General features: G+C 68.6%; 23 protein-coding genes. 16 read left to right on the top strand and 7 right to left on the bottom strand.

From position 1 onward, the window contains the following. Positions 1 to 40 precede the first annotated feature (40 nt). Positions 41 to 844, top strand: coding sequence for a DUF4239 domain-containing protein (locus tag ACQPYY_RS24200; RefSeq protein WP_433591098.1), 804 nt, complete (start codon positions 41 to 43; stop codon positions 842 to 844). An 81-nt stretch (positions 845 to 925) separates the two neighbouring features. Then, the gene (locus ACQPYY_RS24195; RefSeq protein WP_433591097.1) at positions 926 to 1831 is read left to right on the top strand and encodes a hypothetical protein; all 906 of its coding nucleotides are present in this window, start codon (positions 926 to 928) and stop codon (positions 1829 to 1831) included. Between the two features lie 18 nt (positions 1832 to 1849). On the opposite strand, the gene ACQPYY_RS24190 is transcribed toward ACQPYY_RS24195, so the two are convergent. Next, positions 1850 to 3262, bottom strand: a complete 1413-nt coding sequence (locus ACQPYY_RS24190; protein ID WP_433591096.1) for a DUF1254 domain-containing protein — start codon at positions 3260 to 3262, stop codon at positions 1850 to 1852. Positions 3263 to 3336: 74 nt separating this feature from the next. Continuing rightward, positions 3337 to 5304, bottom strand: a complete 1968-nt coding sequence (gene asnB, locus ACQPYY_RS24185; RefSeq protein WP_433591095.1) for an asparagine synthase (glutamine-hydrolyzing) — start codon at positions 5302 to 5304, stop codon at positions 3337 to 3339. Between the two features lie 436 nt (positions 5305 to 5740). Between asnB and ctaC the strand changes: the two genes are divergently transcribed. Together ctaC and ACQPYY_RS24175 are read left to right on the top strand one after the other, a co-directional pair. Beyond that, positions 5741 to 6739: an aa3-type cytochrome oxidase subunit II gene (ctaC, locus tag ACQPYY_RS24180; protein WP_357095242.1), complete on the top strand. Its 999-nt coding sequence runs from the start codon at positions 5741 to 5743 to the stop codon at positions 6737 to 6739. A 12-nt stretch (positions 6740 to 6751) separates the two neighbouring features. Then, entirely contained in the window at positions 6752 to 7168 is a 417-nt protein-coding gene (locus tag ACQPYY_RS24175; RefSeq protein WP_357286489.1) for a cytochrome c oxidase subunit 4, read from the top strand. 77 nt (positions 7169 to 7245) lie between these two features. Here the strand turns inward: ACQPYY_RS24175 and ACQPYY_RS24170 are convergent, their stop codons facing one another. After that, on the bottom strand, positions 7246 to 8061 hold the full coding sequence (locus ACQPYY_RS24170) for an SDR family NAD(P)-dependent oxidoreductase (protein WP_433591094.1): 816 nt from the start codon (positions 8059 to 8061) through the stop codon (positions 7246 to 7248). Positions 8062 to 8204: 143 nt separating this feature from the next. After that, complete coding sequence (locus ACQPYY_RS24165) at positions 8205 to 9464, bottom strand: FAD-binding oxidoreductase (protein WP_379107634.1); 1260 nt, start codon at positions 9462 to 9464, stop codon at positions 8205 to 8207. A gap of 55 nt (positions 9465 to 9519) precedes the next feature. On the opposite strand from ACQPYY_RS24165, the gene ACQPYY_RS24160 reads away from it, so the two are divergent. The 4 genes from ACQPYY_RS24160 to ACQPYY_RS24145 all read left to right on the top strand — a co-directional run bounded on the left by ACQPYY_RS24160 (position 9520) and on the right by ACQPYY_RS24145 (position 12649). Beyond that, complete coding sequence (locus ACQPYY_RS24160) at positions 9520 to 10716, top strand: hypothetical protein (protein WP_433591093.1); 1197 nt, start codon at positions 9520 to 9522, stop codon at positions 10714 to 10716. Between the two features lie 152 nt (positions 10717 to 10868). Beyond that, positions 10869 to 11423, top strand: coding sequence for an NADAR family protein (locus ACQPYY_RS24155; protein WP_379106639.1), 555 nt, complete (start codon positions 10869 to 10871; stop codon positions 11421 to 11423). A 239-nt stretch (positions 11424 to 11662) separates the two neighbouring features. Beyond that, complete coding sequence (locus tag ACQPYY_RS24150; protein WP_379106637.1) at positions 11663 to 12205, top strand: NUDIX domain-containing protein; 543 nt, start codon at positions 11663 to 11665, stop codon at positions 12203 to 12205. A gap of 168 nt (positions 12206 to 12373) precedes the next feature. Further along, complete coding sequence (locus ACQPYY_RS24145) at positions 12374 to 12649, top strand: hypothetical protein (protein ID WP_433591092.1); 276 nt, start codon at positions 12374 to 12376, stop codon at positions 12647 to 12649. Positions 12650 to 12652: 3 nt separating this feature from the next. Here ACQPYY_RS24145 and ACQPYY_RS24140 read toward each other — a convergent pair whose 3' ends face one another. After that, a complete protein-coding gene (locus ACQPYY_RS24140; protein WP_433591091.1) occupies positions 12653 to 13402 on the bottom strand; it encodes an SDR family oxidoreductase in 750 nt (249 codons plus the stop codon). Between the two features lie 84 nt (positions 13403 to 13486). Here ACQPYY_RS24140 and ACQPYY_RS24135 point away from each other — a divergent pair, with 84 nt between their 5' ends. Both ACQPYY_RS24135 and ACQPYY_RS24130 read left to right on the top strand, forming a co-directional pair. Next, complete coding sequence (locus ACQPYY_RS24135; protein ID WP_433591090.1) at positions 13487 to 14314, top strand: helix-turn-helix transcriptional regulator; 828 nt, start codon at positions 13487 to 13489, stop codon at positions 14312 to 14314. A 112-nt stretch (positions 14315 to 14426) separates the two neighbouring features. Beyond that, the gene (locus ACQPYY_RS24130; protein ID WP_433591089.1) at positions 14427 to 15599 is read left to right on the top strand and encodes an FAD-dependent monooxygenase; all 1173 of its coding nucleotides are present in this window, start codon (positions 14427 to 14429) and stop codon (positions 15597 to 15599) included. 95 nt (positions 15600 to 15694) lie between these two features. Here ACQPYY_RS24130 and ACQPYY_RS24125 read toward each other — a convergent pair whose 3' ends face one another. Continuing rightward, positions 15695 to 16630: a helix-turn-helix domain-containing protein gene (locus tag ACQPYY_RS24125; RefSeq protein ID WP_433591088.1), complete on the bottom strand. Its 936-nt coding sequence runs from the start codon at positions 16628 to 16630 to the stop codon at positions 15695 to 15697. A 67-nt stretch (positions 16631 to 16697) separates the two neighbouring features. On the opposite strand from ACQPYY_RS24125, the gene ACQPYY_RS24120 reads away from it, so the two are divergent. The 6 genes from ACQPYY_RS24120 to ACQPYY_RS24095 all read left to right on the top strand — a co-directional run bounded on the left by ACQPYY_RS24120 (position 16698) and on the right by ACQPYY_RS24095 (position 22876). Next, on the top strand, positions 16698 to 16844 hold the full coding sequence (locus tag ACQPYY_RS24120; RefSeq protein ID WP_433591087.1) for a hypothetical protein: 147 nt from the start codon (positions 16698 to 16700) through the stop codon (positions 16842 to 16844). A 122-nt stretch (positions 16845 to 16966) separates the two neighbouring features. Continuing rightward, positions 16967 to 17872, top strand: a complete 906-nt coding sequence (gene cysD, locus ACQPYY_RS24115) for a sulfate adenylyltransferase subunit CysD (protein WP_357094822.1) — start codon at positions 16967 to 16969, stop codon at positions 17870 to 17872. Beyond that, complete coding sequence (cysC, locus tag ACQPYY_RS24110; protein WP_433591086.1) at positions 17872 to 19734, top strand: adenylyl-sulfate kinase; 1863 nt, start codon at positions 17872 to 17874, stop codon at positions 19732 to 19734. The genes cysD and cysC overlap by 1 nt, the downstream gene beginning before the upstream one ends. After that, entirely contained in the window at positions 19734 to 20930 is a 1197-nt protein-coding gene (locus ACQPYY_RS24105) for a hypothetical protein (RefSeq protein ID WP_433591085.1), read from the top strand. Before cysC ends, ACQPYY_RS24105 begins: the two co-directional genes overlap by 1 nt. Continuing rightward, a complete protein-coding gene (locus ACQPYY_RS24100; protein WP_433591084.1) occupies positions 20927 to 21724 on the top strand; it encodes an SDR family oxidoreductase in 798 nt (265 codons plus the stop codon). Before ACQPYY_RS24105 ends, ACQPYY_RS24100 begins: the two co-directional genes overlap by 4 nt. 12 nt (positions 21725 to 21736) lie before the next feature. Continuing rightward, positions 21737 to 22876 carry a sulfotransferase family protein gene (locus ACQPYY_RS24095; RefSeq protein ID WP_433594720.1) on the top strand — a complete coding sequence of 380 codons (1140 nt, stop codon included), beginning with the start codon at positions 21737 to 21739 and terminating at the stop codon, positions 22874 to 22876. Positions 22877 to 23032: 156 nt separating this feature from the next. Here the strand turns inward: ACQPYY_RS24095 and ACQPYY_RS24090 are convergent, their stop codons facing one another. Further along, a complete protein-coding gene (locus ACQPYY_RS24090) occupies positions 23033 to 23518 on the bottom strand; it encodes a hypothetical protein (protein WP_433591083.1) in 486 nt (161 codons plus the stop codon). Between the last annotated feature and the right edge of the window lie 299 nt (positions 23519 to 23817).

The raw sequence follows: 23817 nt of genomic DNA, 5'->3' as shown, positions 1-23817 counted from the left end.
CTTCTGATCGCATGCACCCGGCCGGAAACGGAGTCGCGAAATGCTCGGAATTCTGTTGCAGCTGGGGATATTGGCACTCTTCGCGGGCATCGCGGTGGGAATCTTCGTGCTGGGGGACCGGGTGCGCCCGAGGTCCTGGCGGCACGGCGACGATTCGGGCGCGGGCTCCATGACCTTGGACATGGTCAACATGTTCTTCGCCGCGATCGTGGCCTTCGTGGTGGTGATCCTGTGGCAGCAGTACGACACCTCGCACGCGCACACGGTGGCCGAGGGCAAGGCGCTGGTCACTGTCTACGAGACCGCCAACGGCATGCCCGAACAGGACCGCAAGCAGATTCAGGCCCTGGTGACCGCGTACACCAAGCAGGTGGTCGGCGACGAGTGGAAGGTGATGGACGAGCAGCGCCGCCTGAGCCCGGCCGCGCAGTCCACCCTGGACGATCTGCGTGAGGCCGTGGACGCCGCGCCCGCCGCCGACCCGGACGCCAAGGCCACCCAGGACAAGGCGGCCACCGCGGTCGAGGCGATCATCGACGCCCGCTACGACCGCGGTCTGGACGCGGGGTACCGACTGCCCGGATTCCTTTACGTGGCCCTGTGGTTCGCGACCGGCATGCTGCTGTTCGGCACCGTGTTCTCCGGTGTCGTGGTCACCAAGCGCAGCATCCTGATGACCGGTCTGTTCGGTCTGGTGATCGGCGCGGTCATCGTGGCCGTCTATCAGCTCGATCGGCCCTTCTCCGGCGGCAATCACGTCGCCAAGGACGCTTACGAACTCGCCCTCGCGCGCTTCCAGCACATCGCCGCGGAAACGCCGTCCAGCGGCGGCAGTCCCCGCTGACCGTCGCGACCGCGTAACCAGCTCGGCTTCTCGGAGGCACCCGTGAACGGAAACCGCAGAACAGCACGAGGATTCGCGGCGGTGACAGCGGTCCCGGTGGCCGCGGCGCTGCTCGCCCTCCATCCCGATGTCGCCGCCGCCGACCCGGGGCCGCCGTCGATCGGGGAGATCATCAGCGGCAGCGCGGGCGGGGGAGCGCCGGATGCGGGTGACACCGCCGCGCCGATCGACGCGCCCACCGGCAGCGCGCTCGGGTTGGGTACCGGCAGTAGCTATTCCGGCAATCAGGGCCGGCCGGGCGGCCGGGTCGTCACCGGCAACCCCGCGGGCCGGAATCCGATGACCGCCTTGGATCTCGGTAGCAGCAGCCCGGACATCCCACGCGAAACGACCGCGGGGGCACCGGATCTCGTGCCACCCGAACCGCCCGCGACTCCGATCGCCATCCCCAACACCCTCGGTGGCCTGCTCGGCCTCGACTCCGGCAGCGTCCTCACCGCCTGCGCGGGCAGCGCCGTGGTCGGCAGTGCCGCACTGGGGCTGGGCATCCTCACCGGCAGCGGTATGGGTTCGGGCCTGATCGGCCCCGGCTTCATCCCCGGCTCCAGCGGACTGGTCGGTCCGGGTTCAGCCGGGGCGGGCAGCGTGGTGGTCGGCAGCGCCGCCACCGGCAGCGCCCTGCTGACCTGCATGCTACTGCTGCCCGTCCCGATGGCGCCGGAACCCGGTATCCCCCTGCTGATCCCGCCGGCCGCCCCCGCGGTGGTCCCCGCCGCCGCGCCCGTCGTGGCCCCACTTCCCGAGGCGGTTCCGCCCGCCCCAGCGCCGATCCCACCGCCTCCGCCCCCGGTCGACTTCGTCGCGCCGGATCCGCCGCAACCGGCGGTCAGCCTGACCGCGCTCCAGGTCATGACGGTCATGATCATCACCATCATCGCGGGTGCGCGCGCCCGCCTCGCCCGCGCCCACCACGCGCCCGCCGACTGACGGCGGGCGCGCGGTGGGTCAGGACAGCTTCTCCAGCTTCGGGATCTCCCACTTCCCGTTCAGCACGCTGTCCTTCGGTGCGTACAGCCGCAGCGTGAGAGAGAACCGCCCGGACTCCGGGATCGGCAGCCAGTGCCCGGCCGGAACCTCCGACCCGGGATCGGCGTTCTGCACCGCGATCGTGATGGTGCCGTCCTCGGCCGGGGAGAGCGGGACCAGGTGGCCGACCGAATAGATGTGCGCGGGGTTCTGCACCAGGTAGGACTCGCCGTCATAGGCGGTGAGTGACCAGAACGCCCCCACCGGCGGCAGCTGATCCTTGGCGAAGGTGACTCGGAATCGGCTGTCGCCGTCCGCGTTCGCGTCGATCGTGGGATACACCGCGTCCCGGGGCAGATTCGCGCCCAGGCCGAGCGCGGCCACCTGGGCGCGCAGCGGATAGTCGGTGCCGTACGCGCCGACTTCCAGATTGAAGAGCCACCCGTTCTGGTACTGCGACTTGGGATCCCGGTAGGCGGTGAGCGCGCGACGGCCGTCGGCGAGGCCCGCGTTGAGCACGTCCGCGGGTACGGTGGCCGCCCCGCCCGGGGTGATGCCGATGGTGGCGAAGCGCTTCATGGCGTCGACGGCGTCCTCGTCGGCCGGATTGGCCGCCATGACCGCGCACATGCGCGCGAAGAACGTGGGCCCGTCCATGGCCCCCACCATCTGGGCGGGTGCGTCGGCGCTCGCGGCCAAGGCGCCCGGACCGCCCTGCACTCCACCGGAATTCCAGACGCTGAGGGGGGCGAGCTTCAACCGGTGCTGGAGCGCCCGCACATGCTCGACGTCGGCCTCGCCCTGGTATTCGATGCGGCCGAGCAGCCAGGTGGTGCCGGTCGGCATGGCCAGCTGGGTCATGCCCTCGGGCACGGTTCCCTTCCAGCCGGGTCCGGTGACGAGATAGGTGTAGGGCGGCTGCTCCGGCGCGTTCTTGACGCGCGGATTGGTGCTGGCGGGATCGTGCACCGTATTGGACCAGGCGTCGAGGAACTGCATGAGCCAGTACCGGCCGGTCTCGATCGCGGGCACCTGCAACACCATCGGTTCGGGCCGAAGGTCCAGCCAGGCCTGCGAGTACAGGGTGTCGAGGTTGAGTCGCACGACCTGCCTCACCTCGGGGGTGGGCGGGTTCTGGTGCACGAATTGGTTTGCCGGGCCCCCGGTTTCGCGGGTGACGTCCATCAGGACCAGCGGGTAGCCGAACACGTAGGCGTCCGCGGCGATGTCCTTGGCGTCGTTGGAGGCCGAGGCGGATCCGGTGGCGGCGGATCCGTTGTCCGAGGTGCCGCAGGCGGCCAGTCCGAGGGCGGCCGCGGCGCCGATGCCGAGCGTCCGGGCGCCCAGTGCGAGCATCCGGCGACGCGAGCGAGGTGCAAACGGGTAGCTCATGGCCAGCACCGTACTGCGGCGACGCGGACCGGAGCGCCCCCCACGGGCGTGGCGCTCCGGTGTGTCGCGTGCGGTCAGAGGTTGACCGGGTAGGTCGGCTCCTGGATCTCGGGCTTGATCCGGTTCTCCACGAAGATGCCGTGCCAGATCATGAACACGATGAGCGTCCACAGGCGGCGGCTGTGGTCGACCGGACCGGTGCGGTGCGCCTCCAGCATGGCCAGGATGGCCTGCTTGTTGAGCAGGTGGTCGGTGCCCGACTCGGTGATCTGGGCGCGTGCCCAGTCGTAGAGCTCCGGGCCGCGCAGCCAGTGCCGCAGCGGCACCGGGAAGCCCAGCTTGGCCCGGTTGAGCACGTGCGGCGGCACGATGTCGGTGAGCGCCCGGCGCAGCGCGTACTTGGTGGTCTCCTTGGTGATCTTCTGGTCGACCGGGATCTTCTCGGCGACCTTGAACACCTCGGGGTCCAGGAACGGGACGCGCAGTTCCAGCGAGTTGGCCATGGTCATCTTGTCGGCCTTGACCAGGATGTCGCCGCGCAGCCAGGTGAACAGGTCCAGGTGCTGCATGCGCGCCACCGGATCCCAGTGGTAGCCCTGCATGGCGTAGATCGGGGCGGTGACGTCCTGGTGTGTCCACTCGGGCCGGAACTCGCGCAGCACCGACCGCAGCTGGGCGTCGTTGAAGCTGCGGGCGTTGCCGTAGTAGCGCTCTTCCAGGGTGAGCGAGCCGCGGTGCAGCAGGCTCTTGCCGCGGGTGCCCTCCGGAATCCGGTCCGACACCTTGCCGGCCAGCTTGCGCAGCGGCTTGGGCAGGTATTCGAAGGGCTTGAGCGACAGCGGTTCCCGGTAGATGGTGTAGCCGCCGAACAGCTCGTCGGAGCCCTCGCCGGAGAGCACCACCTTGACGTGCTTACGGGCCTCCTTGGCCACGAAGTACAGCGGAACCAGTGCCGGGTCCGCGACGGGTTCGTCGAGGTACCAGACGATTTCGGGAATGGAGGCCGCGTACTCCTCGGGGGAGACCATGCGGATGTAGTGCTTGGCGCCGATGGCCTCGGCGGTCTCGGCGGCCACGTCGGCCTCCGAGTAGCCCTGCCGCTCGAACGCCGAGGTGAAGGTCAGCAGGTTCGGGTTGTGGCGGATGGCCAGCGCGGCGATGGCGGTGGAGTCGATGCCGCCGGACAGGAACGCGCCGACGGTGACGTCCGCCCGCATGTGCTTGGCGACGGAGTCCTCGAGCGCCTCGGCGATCTCCTTGTAGCGCTTGGCCTCCGAGCCCGCCGCGAACTTCTGCACCCGGAACTGCGGGTTGAAGTAGCGGGTCACCTGCGGGGCGCGGCCGGGCTCGACCCAGGCGTAGCAGCCCGACTCCAGGCGGCGGATGTCCTTGTGCAGCGTCTCGGCCTCGGGCACGTACTGCAGCACCGTGTAGTGCTCGAGCGCGCGCGGGTCGAGGGCGTCGGACAGCTCCAGCTCGGCGAGCAGGTCCAGCAGGCTCTTCTTCTCGCTGGAGAAGGCCGTGCCGCCCGCGCCGGTGGCGATGAACAGCGGCTTGATGCCGAACGGGTCGCGGGCCAGGAACAGCTTGCTCAGCTCGGTGTCCCAGATGGCGAAGGCGAACATGCCGCGCAGCCGGCTCGCGGCCTTGGCGCCCCAGTAGTGGAAGGCGGCCACGATGGCCTCGCCGTCACCCTCGGTGCGGAACATCGGCTGGTCGCCGAACTCGGCCCCGTGGGCTTCCTTCAGCTCGGCGCGCAGCTCCAGATAGTTGTAGATCTCGCCGTTGAAGGTCATGGCGTAGCGCTCGGGGTTCTCCGGCGGACCCCAGCGCAGCGGCTGGTGCGAGTGCTCGATATCGATGATCGACAGGCGGTTGAAGCCGAAGATCATGCGCTCGTCGTTCCAGGTGCCGCGCTCGTCCGGGCCGCGGTGGCGCTGGCAGTGCAGCGCCTCGTACACCTGTGCAGCGGTGGTCTCGACCGTCCGCCCGTCCGGAGTAGTAGCCGTGCCAGCTGTCAGAAATCCGAGCAGACCACACACTGCGCCGAGAACCTCTTTCCGGAGTCATAAGGATTGGGGCGTACCCGCACGGGCACGCTGCACGCGAAACCTACTGCCCGAGTATGCCGTACCCGTGCAGATCCCGCCGCCAGAGCCCATATCCACTGCATATGAGGTTTCCGGAGTGTCGGACAGGACCCCGTCGCAACGGGGGGCCATTGTTGGTCTACGCTGCGTAGTACTTGGGAAACTCTCAGGGTCGGTTGCGCGTTCGCGTGTACCCTTCCCCGAGCTCCCGAACTGTGCTGATTATGTGTCGTCCGGCGGAAGGGAGCCCGGGCGGCGCGGTGTCGGAATGACGACCAGGAAGGCGTTGAGCGTGGCGCACAAGGCGAGCGAGGCGATAGGGGCACGACCCGCCCAGGGTCGGCGGGGCCGCATCCTTCGGCGGGCCGGGCTGGCGGTGTCCTTGGGGATGACCGCGATGCTCGTCTCCGGCTGCTCGATCGACAACGTTTGGCTTCGATTCGGCTGGCCCTCGGGCATCACGCCGCAGGCCACCAGGATGCGCGAGCTGTGGACCTGGTCCGTGCTCGCCGCGCTGGCGATGGGTGTGCTGGTCTGGGGCCTGACCTTCTGGACCATCGCGTTCCACCGCAAGAAGGCGAACTCCCCGGAGTTCCCGCGGCAGACCGGTTACAACGTGCCGCTGGAGCTGAGCTACACGGCGATCCCGTTCGTGATCATCGCCGTGCTGTTCTACTTCACCGTCGTCGTGCAGAACTACGTGCACGAGAAGGTCGAGAACCCGGACGTCGTGGTCGACGTGACCGCGTTCCAGTGGAACTGGAAGTTCGGCTACCAGAAGGTCGACCTGAAGGACGGCTCGCCGGTCTGGGACGGTGTCGACACCGAGCGCCAGGACATGAACGAGGACATCAAGGATCGCTACAAGGAAGCGACCAAGGATGGCCACCCGCAGCCGGGCCCGAACAACGGCCTGCCCGCGAACGACATCTCCTACCTGCACTACGACAAGGTCGAGACCGTTGGTACCTCCAACGAGATCCCGGTCCTGGTGCTGCCCTCGGGCAAGAACATCGAGTTCCAGCTGGCCGCGGCCGACGTCATCCACTCGTTCTGGGTGCCGGAGTTCCTGTTCAAGCGCGACGTGATGCCGAACCCGAAGCAGAACAACTCGGACAACGTCTTCCAGATCACCAAGATCGAGAAGGAAGGCGCGTTCGTCGGCCGCTGCGCCGAGATGTGCGGCACCTTCCACTCGATGATGAACTTCGAGATCCGGGTCGTCTCGCCGGACGACTTCAAGAAGTACATGGACGCGCGGATCAAGGACCACAAGACCAACGGCGAGGCGCTCTCCGCGATCGGTCAGTCGCCGGTGGCGACCTCCACCAAGCCGTTCAACACCGACCGCAAGGCGCGCGGCAACGAGCTCGCCGACGCCAAGTGAGGATGAACTGACATGAAGGTCGAAGCTCGCATCTTCGAACTGCTCACGGTCTTCTTCGTGATCGTGGCCGTGATCTACGGCTACTTCACGGGCCAGTCCCGCACCGGCGTCGAGTGGGCGGGTACCACCGCCATCGTGCTGACCGGTGGTCTGGCCCTGATCGTGGCCACCTACTTCCGCTTCGTCGCCCGTCGTCTGGACCTGCGTCCCGAGGATTACGAGGAGGCCGAGATCGTGGACGGCGCCGGCGACCTGGGCTTCTTCTCGCCCGGCTCGTTCTGGCCCATCCTGCTGGCCGCCGCGGGTTCGGTCACCGCGCTGGGTCTGGCGTTCTTCCAGTTCTGGCTGATCGGCATCGGCGTGGTCTGCGTCCTGGGCGCGGTCGCCGGTCTGGTCTTCGAGTACCACCTGGGCCCGGAAAAGCACTGATCCGGAACACAACTCGAAGCGCCCCGTCCGAATTCGGATGGGGCGCTTTGCTGTTCGGGGGAGTTGTCGGGGGGTGTTCAGATCCCGAGCGCGTGCTTGAGGCGGGTGGTGCGCGGCGACATCGACGCCAGACCCAGCAGGGCGCGCGGGAACCGCGGTGGCAGCTGGGACGGGCGGCTGCGGATGGCGGTCTCGATCCAGCGGGCGGCCTCGGCCGGATCGATGGCCCCGTATTCGGCGTGTACGCGAGCGCTGGTGGCGTCGTTGAAGATCGGGTACTGGACCGTGGAGACGTGGATGCCGCGCGGGGAGAGTTCGGCGTCGGCGCACTGGCCGAAGGTGGTCCAGGCGGCCTGGGCGGAGGCGTAGGAGGCGAAGTTGGGCGCGGCCCCGGTCTCCGGGCTCCACGGGCCGACGTTCACCACGTGGCCGGAGCCGCCCGCGAGCATGGCGGGGAGCAGGCCCAGGGTCAGGCGCAGCGGGCCGAAGTAGTAGGCGGCCATCATGCGCTGGTAGTCGCGGAAGCGGTCCAAGGATTGCAGGATCGGGCGGCGGGCCGGGCGGCCGGTGTTGTTGACCAGCACGTCGACGGTGTCGAATTCGGTGAGCAGCCACTCGACCAGCTGGTCGACATCGCCGAGGGCGGCGATGTCGCAGCGGTACCAGTGGGCGCGGCCCCCGGATTCGATGATGGTGGCGCAGTCTTCGACCAGCTGGGCGCCGGTGCGGGCGACCAGGACGACCTCCGCGCCGTGAAAACCGAGTAGTCGGGCCGTTTCTCGGCCGATCTCGGAGGTGGCGTCGGTGATGACCACGCGTTTGCCCTCGAGCGGGCGTTCGCCCTCGGGGTCACCGGCGGTACGGAGGCGGCGGGCAGCACGGAATTCGATCATGGGACAGGCAACCTTCATCTGAGGATTGAGCATGAACCATGCACCGATACCCCGCCGACAGTATCGATACTGCCGCGTCTCCCGGCTGCCAACCGATAGCTGATTTGCGCTACGCGATTGCTGGGTGAGCGGCGGAACACATTCTATTCGGTCGGGTCATAACGCCGGGCGCGTTCGGACACACAGATCTCGTCGATTCCGGACACGATGTCCCGCAACAGTTCCGAGGGCAGCGCCGCCGGGCGCAACCGGCAGGTGAAGGTGATGAAGCCGTGGTCCTCGTCATCGAGTTCGCGCAGGTAACGGGAGCGCACACCGTAGGTCATGGCCGAGATCACGGTGAAGCAGCCGGTGCGCTCGCGATGCCCGGAGAACAGGTCGTGCAGGCCGTGGAAGACCCGCGCGTAGTTGGACATGGGCGCGAAAAGCGAGATGCGGTAGGCCGGTCCGCGCTCCGAGGAGCTGATCACGGTGTCGGCCAGATACTCCGCGTCGCGCAGGGTCAGCACCTTCGGAGCGAACATGAGCGCGCCCGCCGCGGCATTGCGGACCGGCATGCCGGCGCGGCCGCCCGCCGAGGCGGCGATGGCGCCCAGCGACTTCCGGGCGCGCGCACCCACCTCACGCCGGGCGCGCAGCGATAGATTGGGGGTGGTGGGGTGCAGGCTCGACCACTGGCCGAAGCGGACCGTGCCCAGCTGCACGGTGCCGGTGCCGACCGGGCGCGCGACCTTCAGCGGCGCGGTGTCGATCCAGCGGCCCACCTGCAGCATGGAGTCGCCCGGGGACTGGATCTCGCGGTAGGAGTGCTCCACCCAGGTGTCGAAGTCCAGGAAGCGGTGCGCGTCGGTGGTGAGCCAGGTGCGGTCCTTGTCCACGCCGGTCACCTCGAGGGTGAGCGCGGTGATGATGCCGGTGCGCCCGCCGCCGCCCAGGATCTTGCGGAAGCGCTCCGCGTGGTGGGTGCGCCCGCAGGTGCCGAAACGCCCGTCCTGATCGACGTATTCGAGCTCGGCGACATTGTCGGAGAACATGCCGAAGCGATGCGACGCCGCCGACAGCCCGCCCACCGCCGCGAACCCGCCCGCCGTGATGTCGCGATGGTCACCCACGATGGGCAGCCCGAGCCCGTGCGCGCCCAGGGTGCGGTCGATGTCGGACAGCCGTGCCCCCGCCTGCACCCGCACAGTCCTGGCATCGGCGTCGACCACCTGTACGCGGTTCATCTTCCGCATGCTCAGAGTGGTGCCCTGCACCGGCAGTCCGAACTCCTCGTCCGGACGTTCCCCACCCCGGATGATCAGCGGTTTCGTCGAACGACGTGAATCCCGAACGGTCCGAACCACATCCGCGGTGTCGCGGGGCAGAAACTCGTCGGGGTGGGTGGAGACGGGCGTGCTCATGGCGCTACAGCTAACCACAACCGCGCGAATTGCGCTCGCGCGTAGAGTCCGGCCCATGAGTTTCCTGGGTGGGGTTTTCGGGTCGCCGCGAAATCGGTTCGGCAAGAAGATCTTGGAGCAGGTGCGGGGGTACGACGCGGTGGAGTTCGCGCAGTTCGACGCGGAGGCGTTCGAGATCGCCTACCGGCTGACCAACGGGTACGCGGCGAAGCTGAATCTGGACACACTGTATCGCCGGTTCGACGGGAAGATCAGCGCCGAATTGTTCGAGGCCGTCGACACCCTGCTGCTGCCGCCCGACGCCCCCGAGGGGTGGGACGAAGTGGCGCCCAAGCTGCGGCCGGTGCTGCGGCGGGCCGGCTACGGGGCGGTGCAGGTCGCGGGGGTGAACGGCCGCGATCTGGTGCTCACGCGGCCCGCGCTGCCGTACCTGTCGGAGCTGGTGGTGATCGATCTGCCCAGCACCGTGCAATTCGTGACCCGGCAGGATCTTTCGCGCTGGGGCGTGGACGACGAGCAGGTGTACGCGGTCGCGCACGCCAATCTCACCGAGCTGGCCATGAGCACGCTGACCGCCTTCGATCCGGGGCAGGGCGTGCGGGTGCTGGACTTCGCCGACGACGCCGGCGAGAACTACGTCGGCTCCCTACCCCTGGTGGCGGGCTGGCTGGCGGGGGTGCGGACCCGAACCGGCGGCACGCCACTGTTCTTCCTGCCCGGCCATCTGGGCATGCTGGTGGTGCTGGGGGCGACGCCCGAGGCGCTGCCGCAGTTGCTGGAGCTGGCCGCCGAACGGCACGAGGCCGCGCTGCGCCCGCTGTCGGCGGTGCCCTACACCGTGGACGACAACGGCGACCTGATGCCGCTGCGGGTGGACGAGGACCATCCGGCGTACGCGGAGATCCGGCACGCGCAGGCGCAACTCGCGGTCGGCGCGTACCGGTCGCAGACCGAGAGGCTGCGCGCCGAGGACGACCGCGAGGGCGCGATCATGGAACTGCTGCACGTGCGCGCGCCCGACGGCAGCGAGTACACCATGACCTCCTGGACCGACGGCACCACGAATCTGCTGCCCGCCGCGGACTTCATCTGCTTCGTCACCGGCGAGGGCGATGTCTTCCGGGTGGCCTGGGACGACGTGTCCGGGCTGGTGCCACTGGAACTCGCCGGCGAGTACGACCCGCCCCGCTTCCGCGTCCACGACCATCCGCCCGCCGAGATCATGACCCAACTGCGCGCGCTGGCCCGCTGATTCGGACGAAGCGCGACGGACATGGCAGAACCGCCGCCCCGGCGACGTACACGTCGGCGCGAGGGCGCTCCGCCCGGCCACGGCCGCGGCGCGTCGCCGGTGTGGCGGGATTTCTTCACGACTGTGTCATCTGGGTCGGCTAGGGTCGCGGCGTGGACAGGGCGCAGCTGACAGCGGATATGGCGGCCGGAGCGAGACCGGAGTTCCTCTTCTTCTGGGGGCACACCCGCACCCCCGGGCACGAGGTCGGCAAATGGGTGCTCAGCCAGTGGTGGCCCGTCGACTTCACCGTGGACGGCCAGACCTACTCCAGCGCCGAACATTTCATGATGGCCGAGAAGGCCCGTCTGTTCGGCGACGAGGACATGCGCACCCGCATCCTCGCCAGCGACACCCCCGCGGACGCGAAACGCCTGGGCCGCGCCATCTCCGGCTTCGATCAGGACACCTGGGAAGCCCACCGCTTCGACATCGTGTTGCGCGGCAGCATCGCCAAATTCGGCCAGCACGACGCGCTGCGCGACTTCCTGCTCGCCACCACCGAGAAGGTCCTGGTGGAAGCCGCACCCCGCGACACCATCTGGGGCATCGGCCTGGGCGCGGAGAATCCGGACGCCGCCGACCCGTCCTTGTGGCGCGGCGAGAACCTGCTCGGCTTCGCCCTCATGGACGCCCGCGACGCACTGGCCCCCGCCCGCCAGCTCTGACGCGCGGCGCCCACGCGCCGCTCGTAGAGCGCGAGCACGGCCTCGACCTGCGGTGTGCGCGGTGCGTTCTCGGCCAGGCGATGCGGGTGCCGGTGAGCTCGAGCTCGGCGGCCGAGAGATCGGGTTGATCGAGAGCGATCTCCCACAATGCCCGCACCGTTCCGGCGGCCCGCCGGCCGGGTAGTAGCCGCGATCGCCGCACTCCGCTGATCTCGGTTCGGATGAGGGAGGATCGGGGCATGGAGACGGTGAGCGGTCGTGAGGTGTATTCGAATCGGTGGATCACGGTGCGGGAGGACGTGGTGCGGCAGGCCGATGGAGAGGAGTCGATCTACGCCTTCATCCGGAAGTCGGACTTCGCGATCGTGATTCCGTGGGACGGGGAGCGGTTCCATCTGGTGGAGCAGTTCCGGTATCCGTTGCAGCGGCGGTGCTGGGAGTTCCCGGGTGGGGCGGTGGCGGGGGAGAGTGATCTGGTCGCGGTGGCTCGGCAGGAGTTGCGGGAGGAGACCGGGCTGCGGGCCGGGGAGTTGACGGTGCTGGGGAAGGTGGCTCCGGCGCCGGGGACCAGTACGCATTACGGGACCGTGGTGCTGGCGACCGAGCTGACCGAGGGGGAGCACGAGCGGGAGCCGTCGGAGATGGACATGGAGTCGGGGTGGTTCACCCGCGACGAGTTCGAGGACATGATCCGGGCGGGGGCGATCGTGGACGCGCAAACCGTTGCCGCGTATTCGCTTCTGCTGCTGCACGAGAAGGCGACCGGGCGTCCAGTCGGATAGACGGTTCATCACGGTCGACAGCGGAAGATCCGCTGAAAGTGGATAACAGTGGCCCTTGCGGTGTGACGCGGGCGGCGTTCAATGGTCGTCGCGGTCCACGCCGGGAAGGGCTGGGGGATTTGGTCATGGATCGTATTGGTGCACTCCGTAATACGAAGAAGTGATCATATGTTCGCAAGAACTCCCGCGGCCGCGCTGGCGGCCGTGCTGGTGACGGCGCCACTGGTGACGGGCCTGGCCGCGGCCCAGGCCGCACCGGCGGCGGGCCCCGCCGCCACCCGGTACGAGGACCAGAGCCCGGACCGCGATCGCGGCGGCGACCAGGGCGACGCCTGGTTCATCCACCACTGCAAGCAACAGCACGAATGGTGGCTGCCGCGCTGCATGCGTGACCGCAACGATATGTGGCACCGCGGCGACCCGCCGTCTACCGGCAGCTGGTAGCGCTCACCAGTCCAGGCGCGCGTACTCCTCGCTACCGAAGACGTGCCCCCAGAAGGTGCCCGTGGGTCCGTCCGCGGGCAGCGTCGCGAGGTACACGCTGGGTTCCGCGCCCTGTTCGGGGGTGCGGAAACCGCTGTGGCCGTTGAGATCCGTGGCGGTGTAGCCGGGGTTGGCGGCGTTCACCTTGATCGGGGTGTCCTTCAGTTCCTGCGCGTAGAGGACCGTCACCATGTTCACGGTGGTCTTGGACGCGGTGTAGGGAATCGCGGACGGCATCAGTGACAGCGGGCCGTCCGGATCCGTGCGTGCGGCCAGGGAGCCGACTTCGCTGGACACGTTGACGATTCGCGCGGCCTCCGCGCGCCGCAGCAGCGGCAGCAGCGCGTTGGTGACCGCGATCAGGCCGAAGACGTTGGTGTCGTACACGTGTCGCAGGGTGGCCAGGGTGCCCGAGGACGCCTTGCCGTCGCCTTCCAGGCCGCCGGTGATGGCCGCGTTGTTGACCAGCACGTCGAGCCTGCCGAACTCGGACTCGATGCGGGTGGCGGCGCGGGCGACGGAATCCTCGTCGGCGACGTCGATCTGGACGAAGTGGGCGTCCGCGCCCTCGGCCCGCAGCGTGTCCGCGGCGGCCTGCCCGAGTCCGGGGTCGCGCGCGCCGATCAGGACGGTCATGCCGCGCGCGGCCAGCTGCCGGGCGGTCTCGTAGCCGATGCCCTTGTTGGCTCCGGTGATGAATGCTGTTCCGCTCATGGGAAAAGCCTCGCGCGGCAGCGGATTCCGAGGGAGGACCGGTTTGTACCACCCTGGACGGGAATACCGGCCCACACTGGAGTCATGGCTGACCGTAGCGAGCTCGCGGCCTTTCTCAAGGCCCGGCGCAACCGGCTGACACCCGCCGACGTCGGATTGCCCCTGGGCCTGAACCGCCGCGCGCCCGGCCTGCGGCGTCAGGAGGTGGCGCAGCTGGCCGGGATCTCGGTGGACTACTACATCCGGATGGAGCAGGCGCGCGGGGCGAGACCCTCGCGGCAGGTGCTGGCGGCGATCGGGCGCGCGCTCATGCTGACCGCCGACGAACGCGAATACCTGTTCCGGATCGCGGGGGAGGCGCCGCCCGTGGTGGCGGGGCCGAACAAGACGGTGCCGCAGGCGGTCCGGACCATTCTCGACGCGCTCGCCACCCCGGCCTACGTGGTGGACGCCACCTACGAGGTGCTCGCCTGGAACCGGGCCGCCACCCCGTTCGTCGGCGATCTCGACACCGTGCCCGGCCACGAGCGCAATATGATCCGCTGGATGTTCCGGGAGGCCGTCGACCACCCGCAGTGGGCCGAAGCCGACACCCGGGATTTCGCCCGCGCCCTCATCGCCGACCTGCGCGCGGCCTACGCCCGGTATCCGGGCCATCCGGCGCTCGCCGCGCTGGTCACCGAATTGCTGGGCACCTCACCGCGTTTCGCCGACATGTGGGGCGCGCACGATGTGGAGGTGCGCCGCACGCATCGCAAACGCATCCGGCATCCGGAACTGGGTCCGCTGGATTTCCAGTGCCAGGTGCTGCACATCTCCGACACCGATCAGCGGGTGATCGTCTACTGCGCGACCCCGCACAGCCGCACGGCGAGCATCTTCCATTCCCTGGCCGCGGCGACCGACCGCTGAAAAGTTGCCAACAATCGTTGGCCAACAACTGTTGACATGGTGCCGACCGGGTCGTACCGTCTAATTCAACAGACGTTGGCCAACGAGTGTTGGCAGAGATTGGGGAGTTGTCATGAACGCAGTGCCCGCCACCGCCCAGGTCGTCATCGTGGGTGCCGGCCCCGCCGGCATGACCGCCGGAATCGCGCTCGCCGACGCGGGCGTGGACGTGGTGCTGCTCGATCGGCTCGCCGAGGGCGCCAACACCTCGCGTGCGGTGGTGGTGCACGCTCGCACGCTGGAGGTGCTCGAGGAGTTCGGGGTCACCGAGCGACTGCTGGAGCAGGGGCTCGTGGTGCCGAACTTCGTCATGCGCGACGGCGATCGGACGCTGGCCCGCGTCTCCTTCGCGGGGCTGCCCACCGAACACCCCTACACCGTCATGCTCGGTCAGGAATCCACCGAGGCGATCCTGCTGGCGCGGCTGGAGAAGGTCGGCGTGCGGGTGGTCCGGCACGCCGAGGTCACCGGGCTCACGCAGGACGCGGACGGCGTCACGGTCACCTTCACCGATGCCGACGGCGTCGCGAATTCCGTTCGCGCGGAGTGGGTCATCGGCGCGGACGGTATGCACAGCAAGGTGCGGGAGGCGGCCGGGATCGGTTTCACCGGCGCCACCTACCCCGAATCCTTCGTCCTCGCCGACGTCCGCATGACCTGGCCGGAGCCGCGTGACGAGGTCTGCCTGCAACTCTCGCCCGAGGGTGTCACCGTCATCGCCCCGCTGCCGGACGCGCGGCCCGACCGCTTCCGCATCGTCGCCACCGTCGCCGAAGCTCCCGAGCACCAGGACCTCGCCTACGTGCAGGGTTTGGTCGACGCCCGCCGCCCGGGCGCTCACGCGAAGGTCGAGGAGATCATCTGGAGCTCACGCTTCCGTGTCCATCACCGCGTCGCCGACCACTACCGCGCGGGCCGCGTCCTGCTGGCGGGCGACGCCGCCCACGTCCACAGCCCCGCGGGCGGCCAGGGCATGAACACCGGCATCCAGGACGCGGTCGTCCTCGGTCGCCTGCTGGCCGCCGTGGTCGCGGGCGCCCCCGCCTCGCTCCTCGACGACTACGAGACGACCCGTCGCCCAGTCGCTCTCGGCGTCGTCGCCTTCACCGACCGGGTCACCCGCATGGCCACTCTCCGTGCCCGCCCCGCCCGCATGATCCGAAACCTGGTGATCAGCACCCTCGCCCGCATCCCCGCGTTCCGCTTCAAGCTGGCCTTCCAGCTCTCGGAACTCGCGAATCGCTGACGTTTGCAGTCTGATTCGACGGCCCGCACCGACCCGGTGTGGGCCGTCTCGCGATGGCGGGAGGAGATCCGCGCGGTGTCGGTGGCGCGCGGGTGTCAGCTGCGGAGGGAGGCGGTGACGGTGTCGGCGGCGGCGATGGTGGCGGTGGCCAGGTCACCGAGGCCCGCGGCGGAGAGATTGGTGTCGGGGCAGGCGACGATGGAGGCGATCACGGGGCCGTCGGGGGAGAAGATGGGGGCGGCGACGGACACGACGGCGTTCTGGTCGCCCAGTTCGTCGGGCAGGTAGTCGATGGTGATGAGGTCGGCGATCATGGCGCTGAGGCGGTGGCGCAGGGGGTCGGTGACGGGGGAATGACGCAGGGCGCCCAGGGCTTCCAGCATGGGCGCGGAGTCGTCGGCGAGGCGTTCCACCGAGTAGCCGCGGGAGGCGATGGCGTTCAGGACGGCGGCGAGGCGGTCGCGGTGGGCGGGGTCGGCGGCGGCCAGCCAGGCGGCGCGCTCGGATTCCGGTGCCCAGGCGACGAATTCGCGGCACACCGGCGGGGCGAAGGGCATACGGCGGGCCGGGCGGATCCAGGGGGCGGAGGGAGTCCCGAGAACCTCGGTGATGACGATCGTGTCCAGCGCGGCCTCACCGGGCCCGGGCTTCGCCGACGCGGCGGTGCGTGAGCCGCTGTGGAATTCCCGCTCGGCGAGGAACACCGGTACGCCGCTGTCGGCGGCGAGGGTGTGCATCGCGCCGAGGGCGAGGCTGCGGACGGGGAAGGCGGTGTCGGCGCGGCGGGCCACGGCGAGCAGGCCCAGGCCGAGGCTGTAGTTGCCCTCGGGGTCGCGGACGGCCCAGGCGTCGGCGCACAGCTGGGTGAGCACGGCGTGCGCGGTGGCGCGGGACATGCCGGTGGCGCGGACGATCGCCGCCAGGGACAGGCGCTCACCGGAGTGCCGGGACAGCAGTTCGATCGCCTGCACGACGCGGTGGGTCGGGGGCGACGCGCAGGGTTCGGTCACCGTCGCGGGGGTGGAAGCCACTGGTGCGGTGGTGGATTCAGGCAACTCGGTTCCTGCGGGTGTCGGTCCCGCGGTGCGGGAGGGGCGCGTGGAAATCGTATCGGTCGGTGTATCGGTCACGCACAGCGGAGTGACCCTGACCGGGCCGGTCCAGGCGGTGTCGCGGGCCGATCCCGGCGGGGCGGCGGCCGATTCCGGCGATGACGGTGCGCGCCAATTCGGGCACGGGTATTGACCGTCGCCCGGTACCGACTTATCGTCGGTGTCACATTATCGAACAATAGCGTCGAATATTCGACACCGCAAGGGTTAGTGAGAACCCGACCGGTTCGACAGACGCGGCGAATGGGACGAGAGATGCGCACGGGATATGAGCTGTCGCACCTGAACGCCTTGGAGGCGGAATCGGTGCACATCATTCGGGAGGTGGCGGCCACCTTCGAGCGGCCGGTGCTGTTGTTCTCCGGCGGCAAGGACTCGGCGGTCATGCTGGAACTGGCGCGGCGGGCGTTCTGGCCCGCGCCGCTGCCGTTCGCCCTGCTGCACATCGACACCGGGCGCAACTTCGACGAGGTCATCGACTTCCGGGATCGCACGGCGGCGCGGCTGGGCGCCCAGCTGCTGGTCGGCAAGGTGCAGGACGATATCGACGCGGGCCGGGTCACCGAACGCCCGGGCGAGACCCGCAACCGGCTGCAGACCGCCACCCTGCTGCGCAGCATTCGCGAGCACCGCTTCGACGCGGTCTTCGGCGGCGCGCGGCGTGACGAGGAGAAGGCGCGCGCCAAGGAGCGGGTGTTCAGCTTCCGCGACGAGTACGGCGCGTGGGATCCGCGCGCGCAGCGGCCGGAGGTGTGGAACCTCTACAACGGGCGGCACCGCAAGGGCGAGCACATTCGTGTGTTCCCACTGTCCAACTGGACCGAACTCGACATCTGGGAGTACATCGACCAGGCCGAGGTGGAACTGCCGTCGCTGTACTACGCGCACCGCCGCACCGTGGTGGAGCGCGACGGAATGCTGCTGGCGGAGAACCGATTCCTGGAATTCGGCGCGGACGAGCGGCGATTCGAGGCGACCGTCCGGTTCCGCACCCTCGGCGACGCCGACTGCACGGGCTGCGTGGAATCCGGCGCGTCCAACCCAGTCGAGGTGATCGCCGAGACCGCGACCACCCGCCTGACCGAGCGCGGCGCCACCCGCGCCGACGACCGGATCTCCGAGTCCGGCATGGAAGACCGCAAGCGAGAGGGCTACTTCTGATGCGCCGCAACCTGTTACGGATCGCCACCGCCGGCAGTGTGGACGACGGCAAGTCGACCCTCATCGGGCGGCTGCTGTTCGACTCCAAGAGCCTGTTCAGCGATCAGCTCGACGCCATCGAGCGCGCCAGCCTCTCGCGCGGCGGCGACGGGCCCGACCTGTCGCTGGTCACCGACGGCCTGCGCGCCGAGCGCGAGCAGGGCATCACCATCGACGTCGCCTACCGCTACTTCACCACGCCGCGACGCAAGTTCATCATCGCCGACACCCCCGGGCACGTGCAGTACACCCGGAACATGGTGACCGGCGCGTCCACCGCGGACCTGGCCCTGATCCTGGTCGACGCGCGCAAGGGCGTCTCCGAGCAGACCCGCCGCCACGCCTTCCTGTCCTCGCTGCTGGGCGTCGGGCACCTGGTGTTGTGCGTGAACAAGATGGACCTGGTCGACTGGTCCGAGCAGCGGTTCGAGGAGATCCGTTCGGAATTCGCGGATTTCGCCACCAAACTCGATGTCGGCGACCTGAGTTTCGTGCCGGTGTCGGCGCTGCTCGGCGACAATGTGGTCGATTCCTCGGCCAACACCGCCGATTGGTATCCGGGGCCGCCGCTGCTGCGGCACCTGGAGGAAGTGCACGTCGCCTCCGACCGCAACCTGATCGACAACCGGCTGCCGGTGCAGTACGTGATCCGGCCGCACGGGGAGACCCAGCGCAGTTACGCGGGCACCGTGGCGGGCGGCATCTTCAAGCCCGGCGACGAGGTCGTGGTGCTGCCCTCGGGGCGCACCAGCCACGTCAACCAGATCTGGGGGCCGGGCGGCGGCAAGGTGGACGAGGCGTTCACCGGCATGGCGGTCTCACTGACCCTCGACGACGAGATCGACATCGGCCGTGGCGATATGCTCGCCCGGCCCGGCAACCAGCCGCACACCGATCGCGAACTCGACGCCATGGTGTGCTGGTTCTCCGACGACACCGAACTGCGCGCGGGCGCCTCGTACTCGATCCGGACCGCCACCCAGACTTCCAAAATCGAGGTGACCGACCTGGACTACCGGCTCGACGTGAACACCCTGCACCGGCAGACCGACGCGGAAACGCTGGGGCTCAACGACATCGGGCGCCTCACCCTCAAGAGCCGGCAGGCGCTGCTGTTCGATCCCTACCGTGAGAACCGGGCCACCGGCAGCTTCATCCTCATCGACGAGACCACCAACCAGACGGTGGCCGCGGGCATGATCACCGGACGCTCCACGGGCGCGCCGAAGGTCGGGCACAAGGCCTCGAACGTGGTGTGGCACAGCTCCGCCGTGGAGCGTGGGCAGCGGCTCAGCACCGGCGCGACGGTGTGGCTGACCGGGCTGTCGGGCTCCGGGAAATCCACCATCGCAGTGGAACTGGAGCGTCAGCTCATCGCCTCCGGGCAGCCCGCCTACCTGCTCGACGGTGACAATCTGCGGCACGGGCTGAACAAGAACCTGGGCTTCACCGATGAGGACCGCCGCGAGAACATCCGCCGCGTGTCCGAGGTGGCGGCACTGTTCGCCGACGCGGGCGTGGTCGCCATCGTCTCGCTGATCAGCCCCTTCCGCGCCGAACGACGCGAGGCGCGGAAACTGCACGACGCCAAGCATCTTCCGTTCCGGGAGATCTTCGTCGACACGCCCCTGGAAGAGTGCGAACTGCGGGACCCGAAGGGCCTGTACCGGAAGGCCCGCGCCGGGGAACTGCCCGAATTCACCGGTGTCAGCTCGCCGTACGAGCGGCCGGAGTTCGCCGACCTCACCATCACCCCCTCGGACGGGACGCCGGCCGAGATCGCCCATCGAATTCGAGAGACACTAGGGATCGCTGACAGCTGATGACAGACATCGACAAGGCCCAACCGCCGCTCACGGAACCGTTCCTGGCGGCCGTCGCGGAGGCCGAGAAGCTCATCGCCGGTGCGGATTTCATCCGCGACCCGCACGACCTGGCCGAAGGATACGACTATTTGCAGGCCGGTATCGCCGCGGTGCTGCAATTGTCCCGGGCGCACGGCACCTCGCACCCGTACCTGGTCACCGCGACCGGGCCCTACACCAAGATGGGCCTGGATAATCCGGACACGCTGTACTACAGCGCCAATATCGAGCCGGGTGCGGAATACCTGCTCACCGGCGTGCGCGGCAGCACCGTCGACCTGAGTTTCCAGGTACTCAAGGGCGATTACACCGCCTCCGATGTGCCCAATGGCGACGACGCGTTCGACGACCGGCGGCTGGAGATCAACGCGGACGGCAGCTACCAGTTGCGTTTCGGGCCGCCCAAGGAGAACCCGGAACCGAACTACTTCGTGCTCGCCGAGGGCGCGTCCATGCTGGCCGTGCGCGAGGTGTACGGCGACTGGAACGCGGAGCGCAAGGGCACCATTCGCATCGAGCGGGTGGACACCATCGGCACCGCGCCGGTCGAAGCGGGCGTGGAACAGCTGCGTAAGCGGTACCGGGCGGCCGGGCGCATGCTGCTCACCCGGGTGCACACCTGGTTCAACTTCCCGAAGTGGTTCTACCTGAACCTGCCGGTCAATACGCTGACCGAACCGCGGCTTACGCCGGGCGGGCTGAGCACCCAGTACTCCTCGGTCGGGCACTTCGAGCTCGAGGACGACCAGGCGCTCATCATCACCGTGCCGAAATCCGATGCGCCGTACCAGGGATTCCAGCTCGGCAGTCGCTGGTACATCTCCCTCGACTACGTCAACCACCAGACCTCGCTGAATCACCGGCAGGCGCAGGTGGATCCGGACGGGATGATCCGCATGGTGGTGTCGGCGCGGAATCCGGGCGTCGCCAACTGGATCGAGACCACCGGGCGCAAGCTCGGCATTCTCCAGTTCCGCTGGCAGCGGGTCTCGCGGACGATGACGCCCGAGGACGGGCCCACCATCGAACTGGTGCCGTTCGACAAGGTGGCGGAGAGCCTGCCGCACCATGAACTCAATCGAATCGACGAGGCCGGGTGGCGTGAGCGGATCGCCGCACGTCAGCGCGCCTTCGCGGAAAGGATGCTGGGATGAGCCGTCTGAAGACCGGACTGCTGGACGGCAAGGTCGTCGTGGTCAGCGGAATCGGGCCCGGACTGGGCCGTTCCATCGCGTTGGAGGCCGCCGCGGCCGGCGCCAAGGTGGTGCTGGCGGCGCGCACCGAATCACGGTTGAAGGAGGTCGCCGACGAGATCGCGGCCGAGGGCGGCGCGGAAACCCTGTGCGTGCCCACCGATATCACCGATGAGGCGACCGTCGAGAACCTCGCCAAGCAGACCCTCGAGACGTTCGGCCGGGTCGACGCGCTGGTGAACAACGCGTTCAAGGTGCCGTCGATGAAGCCGCTGGCGCGCACCGACTTCGAGCAGATCCGCGAGAGCGTGGACCTGACCGTGCTCGGCAATCTGCGCATGACGCAGGCGTTCACGCCCGGGCTGGCCGAGACCAAGGGGTCGATCGTCATGGTCAACTCCATGGTGCTGCGGCACAGCGAACCCCGCTACGGCAGCTACAAGATCGCCAAGGCGGCGCTGCTGGCCATGTCGCAGACCCTGGCGACCGAGCTGGGGGAGAAGGGCATTCGCGTCAACAGCGTGCTGCCCGGTTACATCTGGACCGACCAGCTGAAGTGGTATTTCGCGGAGATCGCCAAGAAGTACGGCATCACCGAGGAGCAGGTCTACCAGCAGACCGCCTCCAAGTCCGACCTGAAGCGGCTGCCGCTGCCCGATGAGATCGCGCAGACCATCGTCTACCTGATGTCGCCGTTCGCGAACGCCGTCACCGGGCAGACCATCGACGTCAACTGCGGCGAATACCACGTCTGAGCAAGGAGTTTCATCACCATGACCGGACGTACCAACGTCGGCACCGTCGAGGATCTGCACGCCTCGGCCACCAAGGTCTGCGGGCTCACCGACTTCGGGTCCGACGACCACCACGAGGCTCTGGGCGTGCTGCTGGATTCCTACCAGCGCGACGCCGGACTCACCGAGATCGGCTCCAAGATGAGCCGTTACTTCCTGCGCGGCGCGCTGGTCGCCCGCGCGCTGAGCGAAGCCAGCTGGAAGGCGAACCCGGCGTACGCCGAAACCAAGGTCACCCGACCGATTTTCGTCACCGGCCTGCCCCGCACCGGCACCACCGCCCTGCACCGCCTGCTCGCCGCCGACCCGCAGCACCAGGCCCTGGAAATGTGGCTCGCCGACTTCCCGCAGCCGCGGCCGCCCCGCGACACCTGGGCCGACAACCCCGTCTACCAGGCCGTCGACAAGGGCTTCGCCCAGCACCGGATCGAGAATCCGGAATTCATGGGCGTGCACTACATGACCGCCGCCGAGGTGGAGGAGTGCTGGCAGCTGCTGCGCCAGACGGTGAAATCCATCTCCTACGAATCGCTGGCCTACCTGCCGACGTATTCGGAGTGGCTGCGCAAGCAGGACTGGACCGACGCCTACACCCGGCACAAGCAGAACCTGCAGCTGATCGGGCTCGGCGACGAACGGCGCTGGGTTCTCAAGAACCCCAGCCACTTGTTCGCCCTGGACGCCCTGATGAAGGTGTACCCGGATGCGCTGATCATTCAGACCCACCGCGACCCGGTCACCATCGTGGGCTCCTCGTGCAGCCTGTCCGAGCAGGCCACCGCGGGCTGGTCCACCACTTTCGTGGGCGAGAAGATCGGTTCGTCGCAGCTGGAGCTGTGGTCGCGCGGCCTGCGCGAGTTCAACGCCGCCCGTGCCCGCTACAACCCGGATCAGTTCCTGGACATCGAATTCGACGAACTGCGCGCGGACCCGTTCGCCACCGTCGAGAAGATCTACTCGAAGTTCGGGTTGGACTACACCGACTCGGCGCGGTCCTCGATGACCGCGCTCGACGAGGAGAGCAAGTCCGGCGACCGCAAACCGGTCCACAAGTACTCGCTCGCCGACTACGGCCTCACCGAAGACCAGGTCCGAGCCGAATTCGAGCTCTGACCCGAGACAAGCCCCGGGCCGGACACGGTGTCGTGTCCGGCCCGCGGTGTCTCAGCGGCCGATAGCGGCGCTGCCGGTGCCGTTGCCCGCAGTGGGCAACCGCTGCAGCTTGCCGGATCCGGTCGGGATGGGCGGGCGGCAGGCTCGTTCGGCGGTCTAGCCGCTGCTGCCGGCGTTGCTGCTGCCGGAGTTGAGGAAGCGTTCCAGCGGACCGCACCCGCTGGGTTGGGTGGGTGTGGCGGGGACGGTTCCCGCGGGTGCGGCCAGGACGTCGACTTCGAACGTCTTGGTGGTCCGGCTGTCGTCAGCGGTGAGGACGTGGTGGCCCATCGTCGATGGGACCCAGTTCACTTTCGCGATCAGACTGACGGAATCGACGTTCTCTTTCGGCTTCGTCCACATGCCGCCGATGCACTGGCCGTTGTCGTAGAGGGTCACCCATCGCAGCCCGCCCGTCGGCATGGTCGACGCGACCAGTTCGTAGGAGCTTCCGACGTAATAGGTTTGACCGGTGGGATAGATCGCGAGCGTGTGGACATCGGCGGACGCGGTGGGCGCGCCGACTCCGGCGACGGCCATGATGGTGGCCAGTCCTGTTGTGCCCCAGCCGATTCTGCGGCCGAGGTTGGTACGCGTGGTCATCGTTCTCCTGGTTCGGTTCCCGAGCTCCGGGATCGCCGAACGCTACCGTTCGCAATGAGTGAAACGTGGTGATTTCGGTATCTGGCCCTGCCCCGAATTACCGGGGGTTGCCAACGGCATTCAGCCCTTGCGGCGCCGCGTGCGGTCGTACTGATGGTGGGTCTGGATCGACGGGTACTTGTGTCGGGCGGATCTCTGCGCGGCCGCTACTCGATCAGGGAATGCCGACCCGTTCTGGACGGACGACAGATTCTTCCTCGCGGACTCGGCCAGATGCTGGACCGGGTGGGAATGGGACT

This window comes from Nocardia sp. CA-145437 (assembly GCF_050956485.1).
GTDB lineage: Bacteria > Actinomycetota > Actinomycetes > Mycobacteriales > Mycobacteriaceae > Nocardia.
The sequence above is the reverse complement of the archived record's forward strand: the minus strand, read 5'-3'. Positions and strand labels throughout refer to the sequence as shown.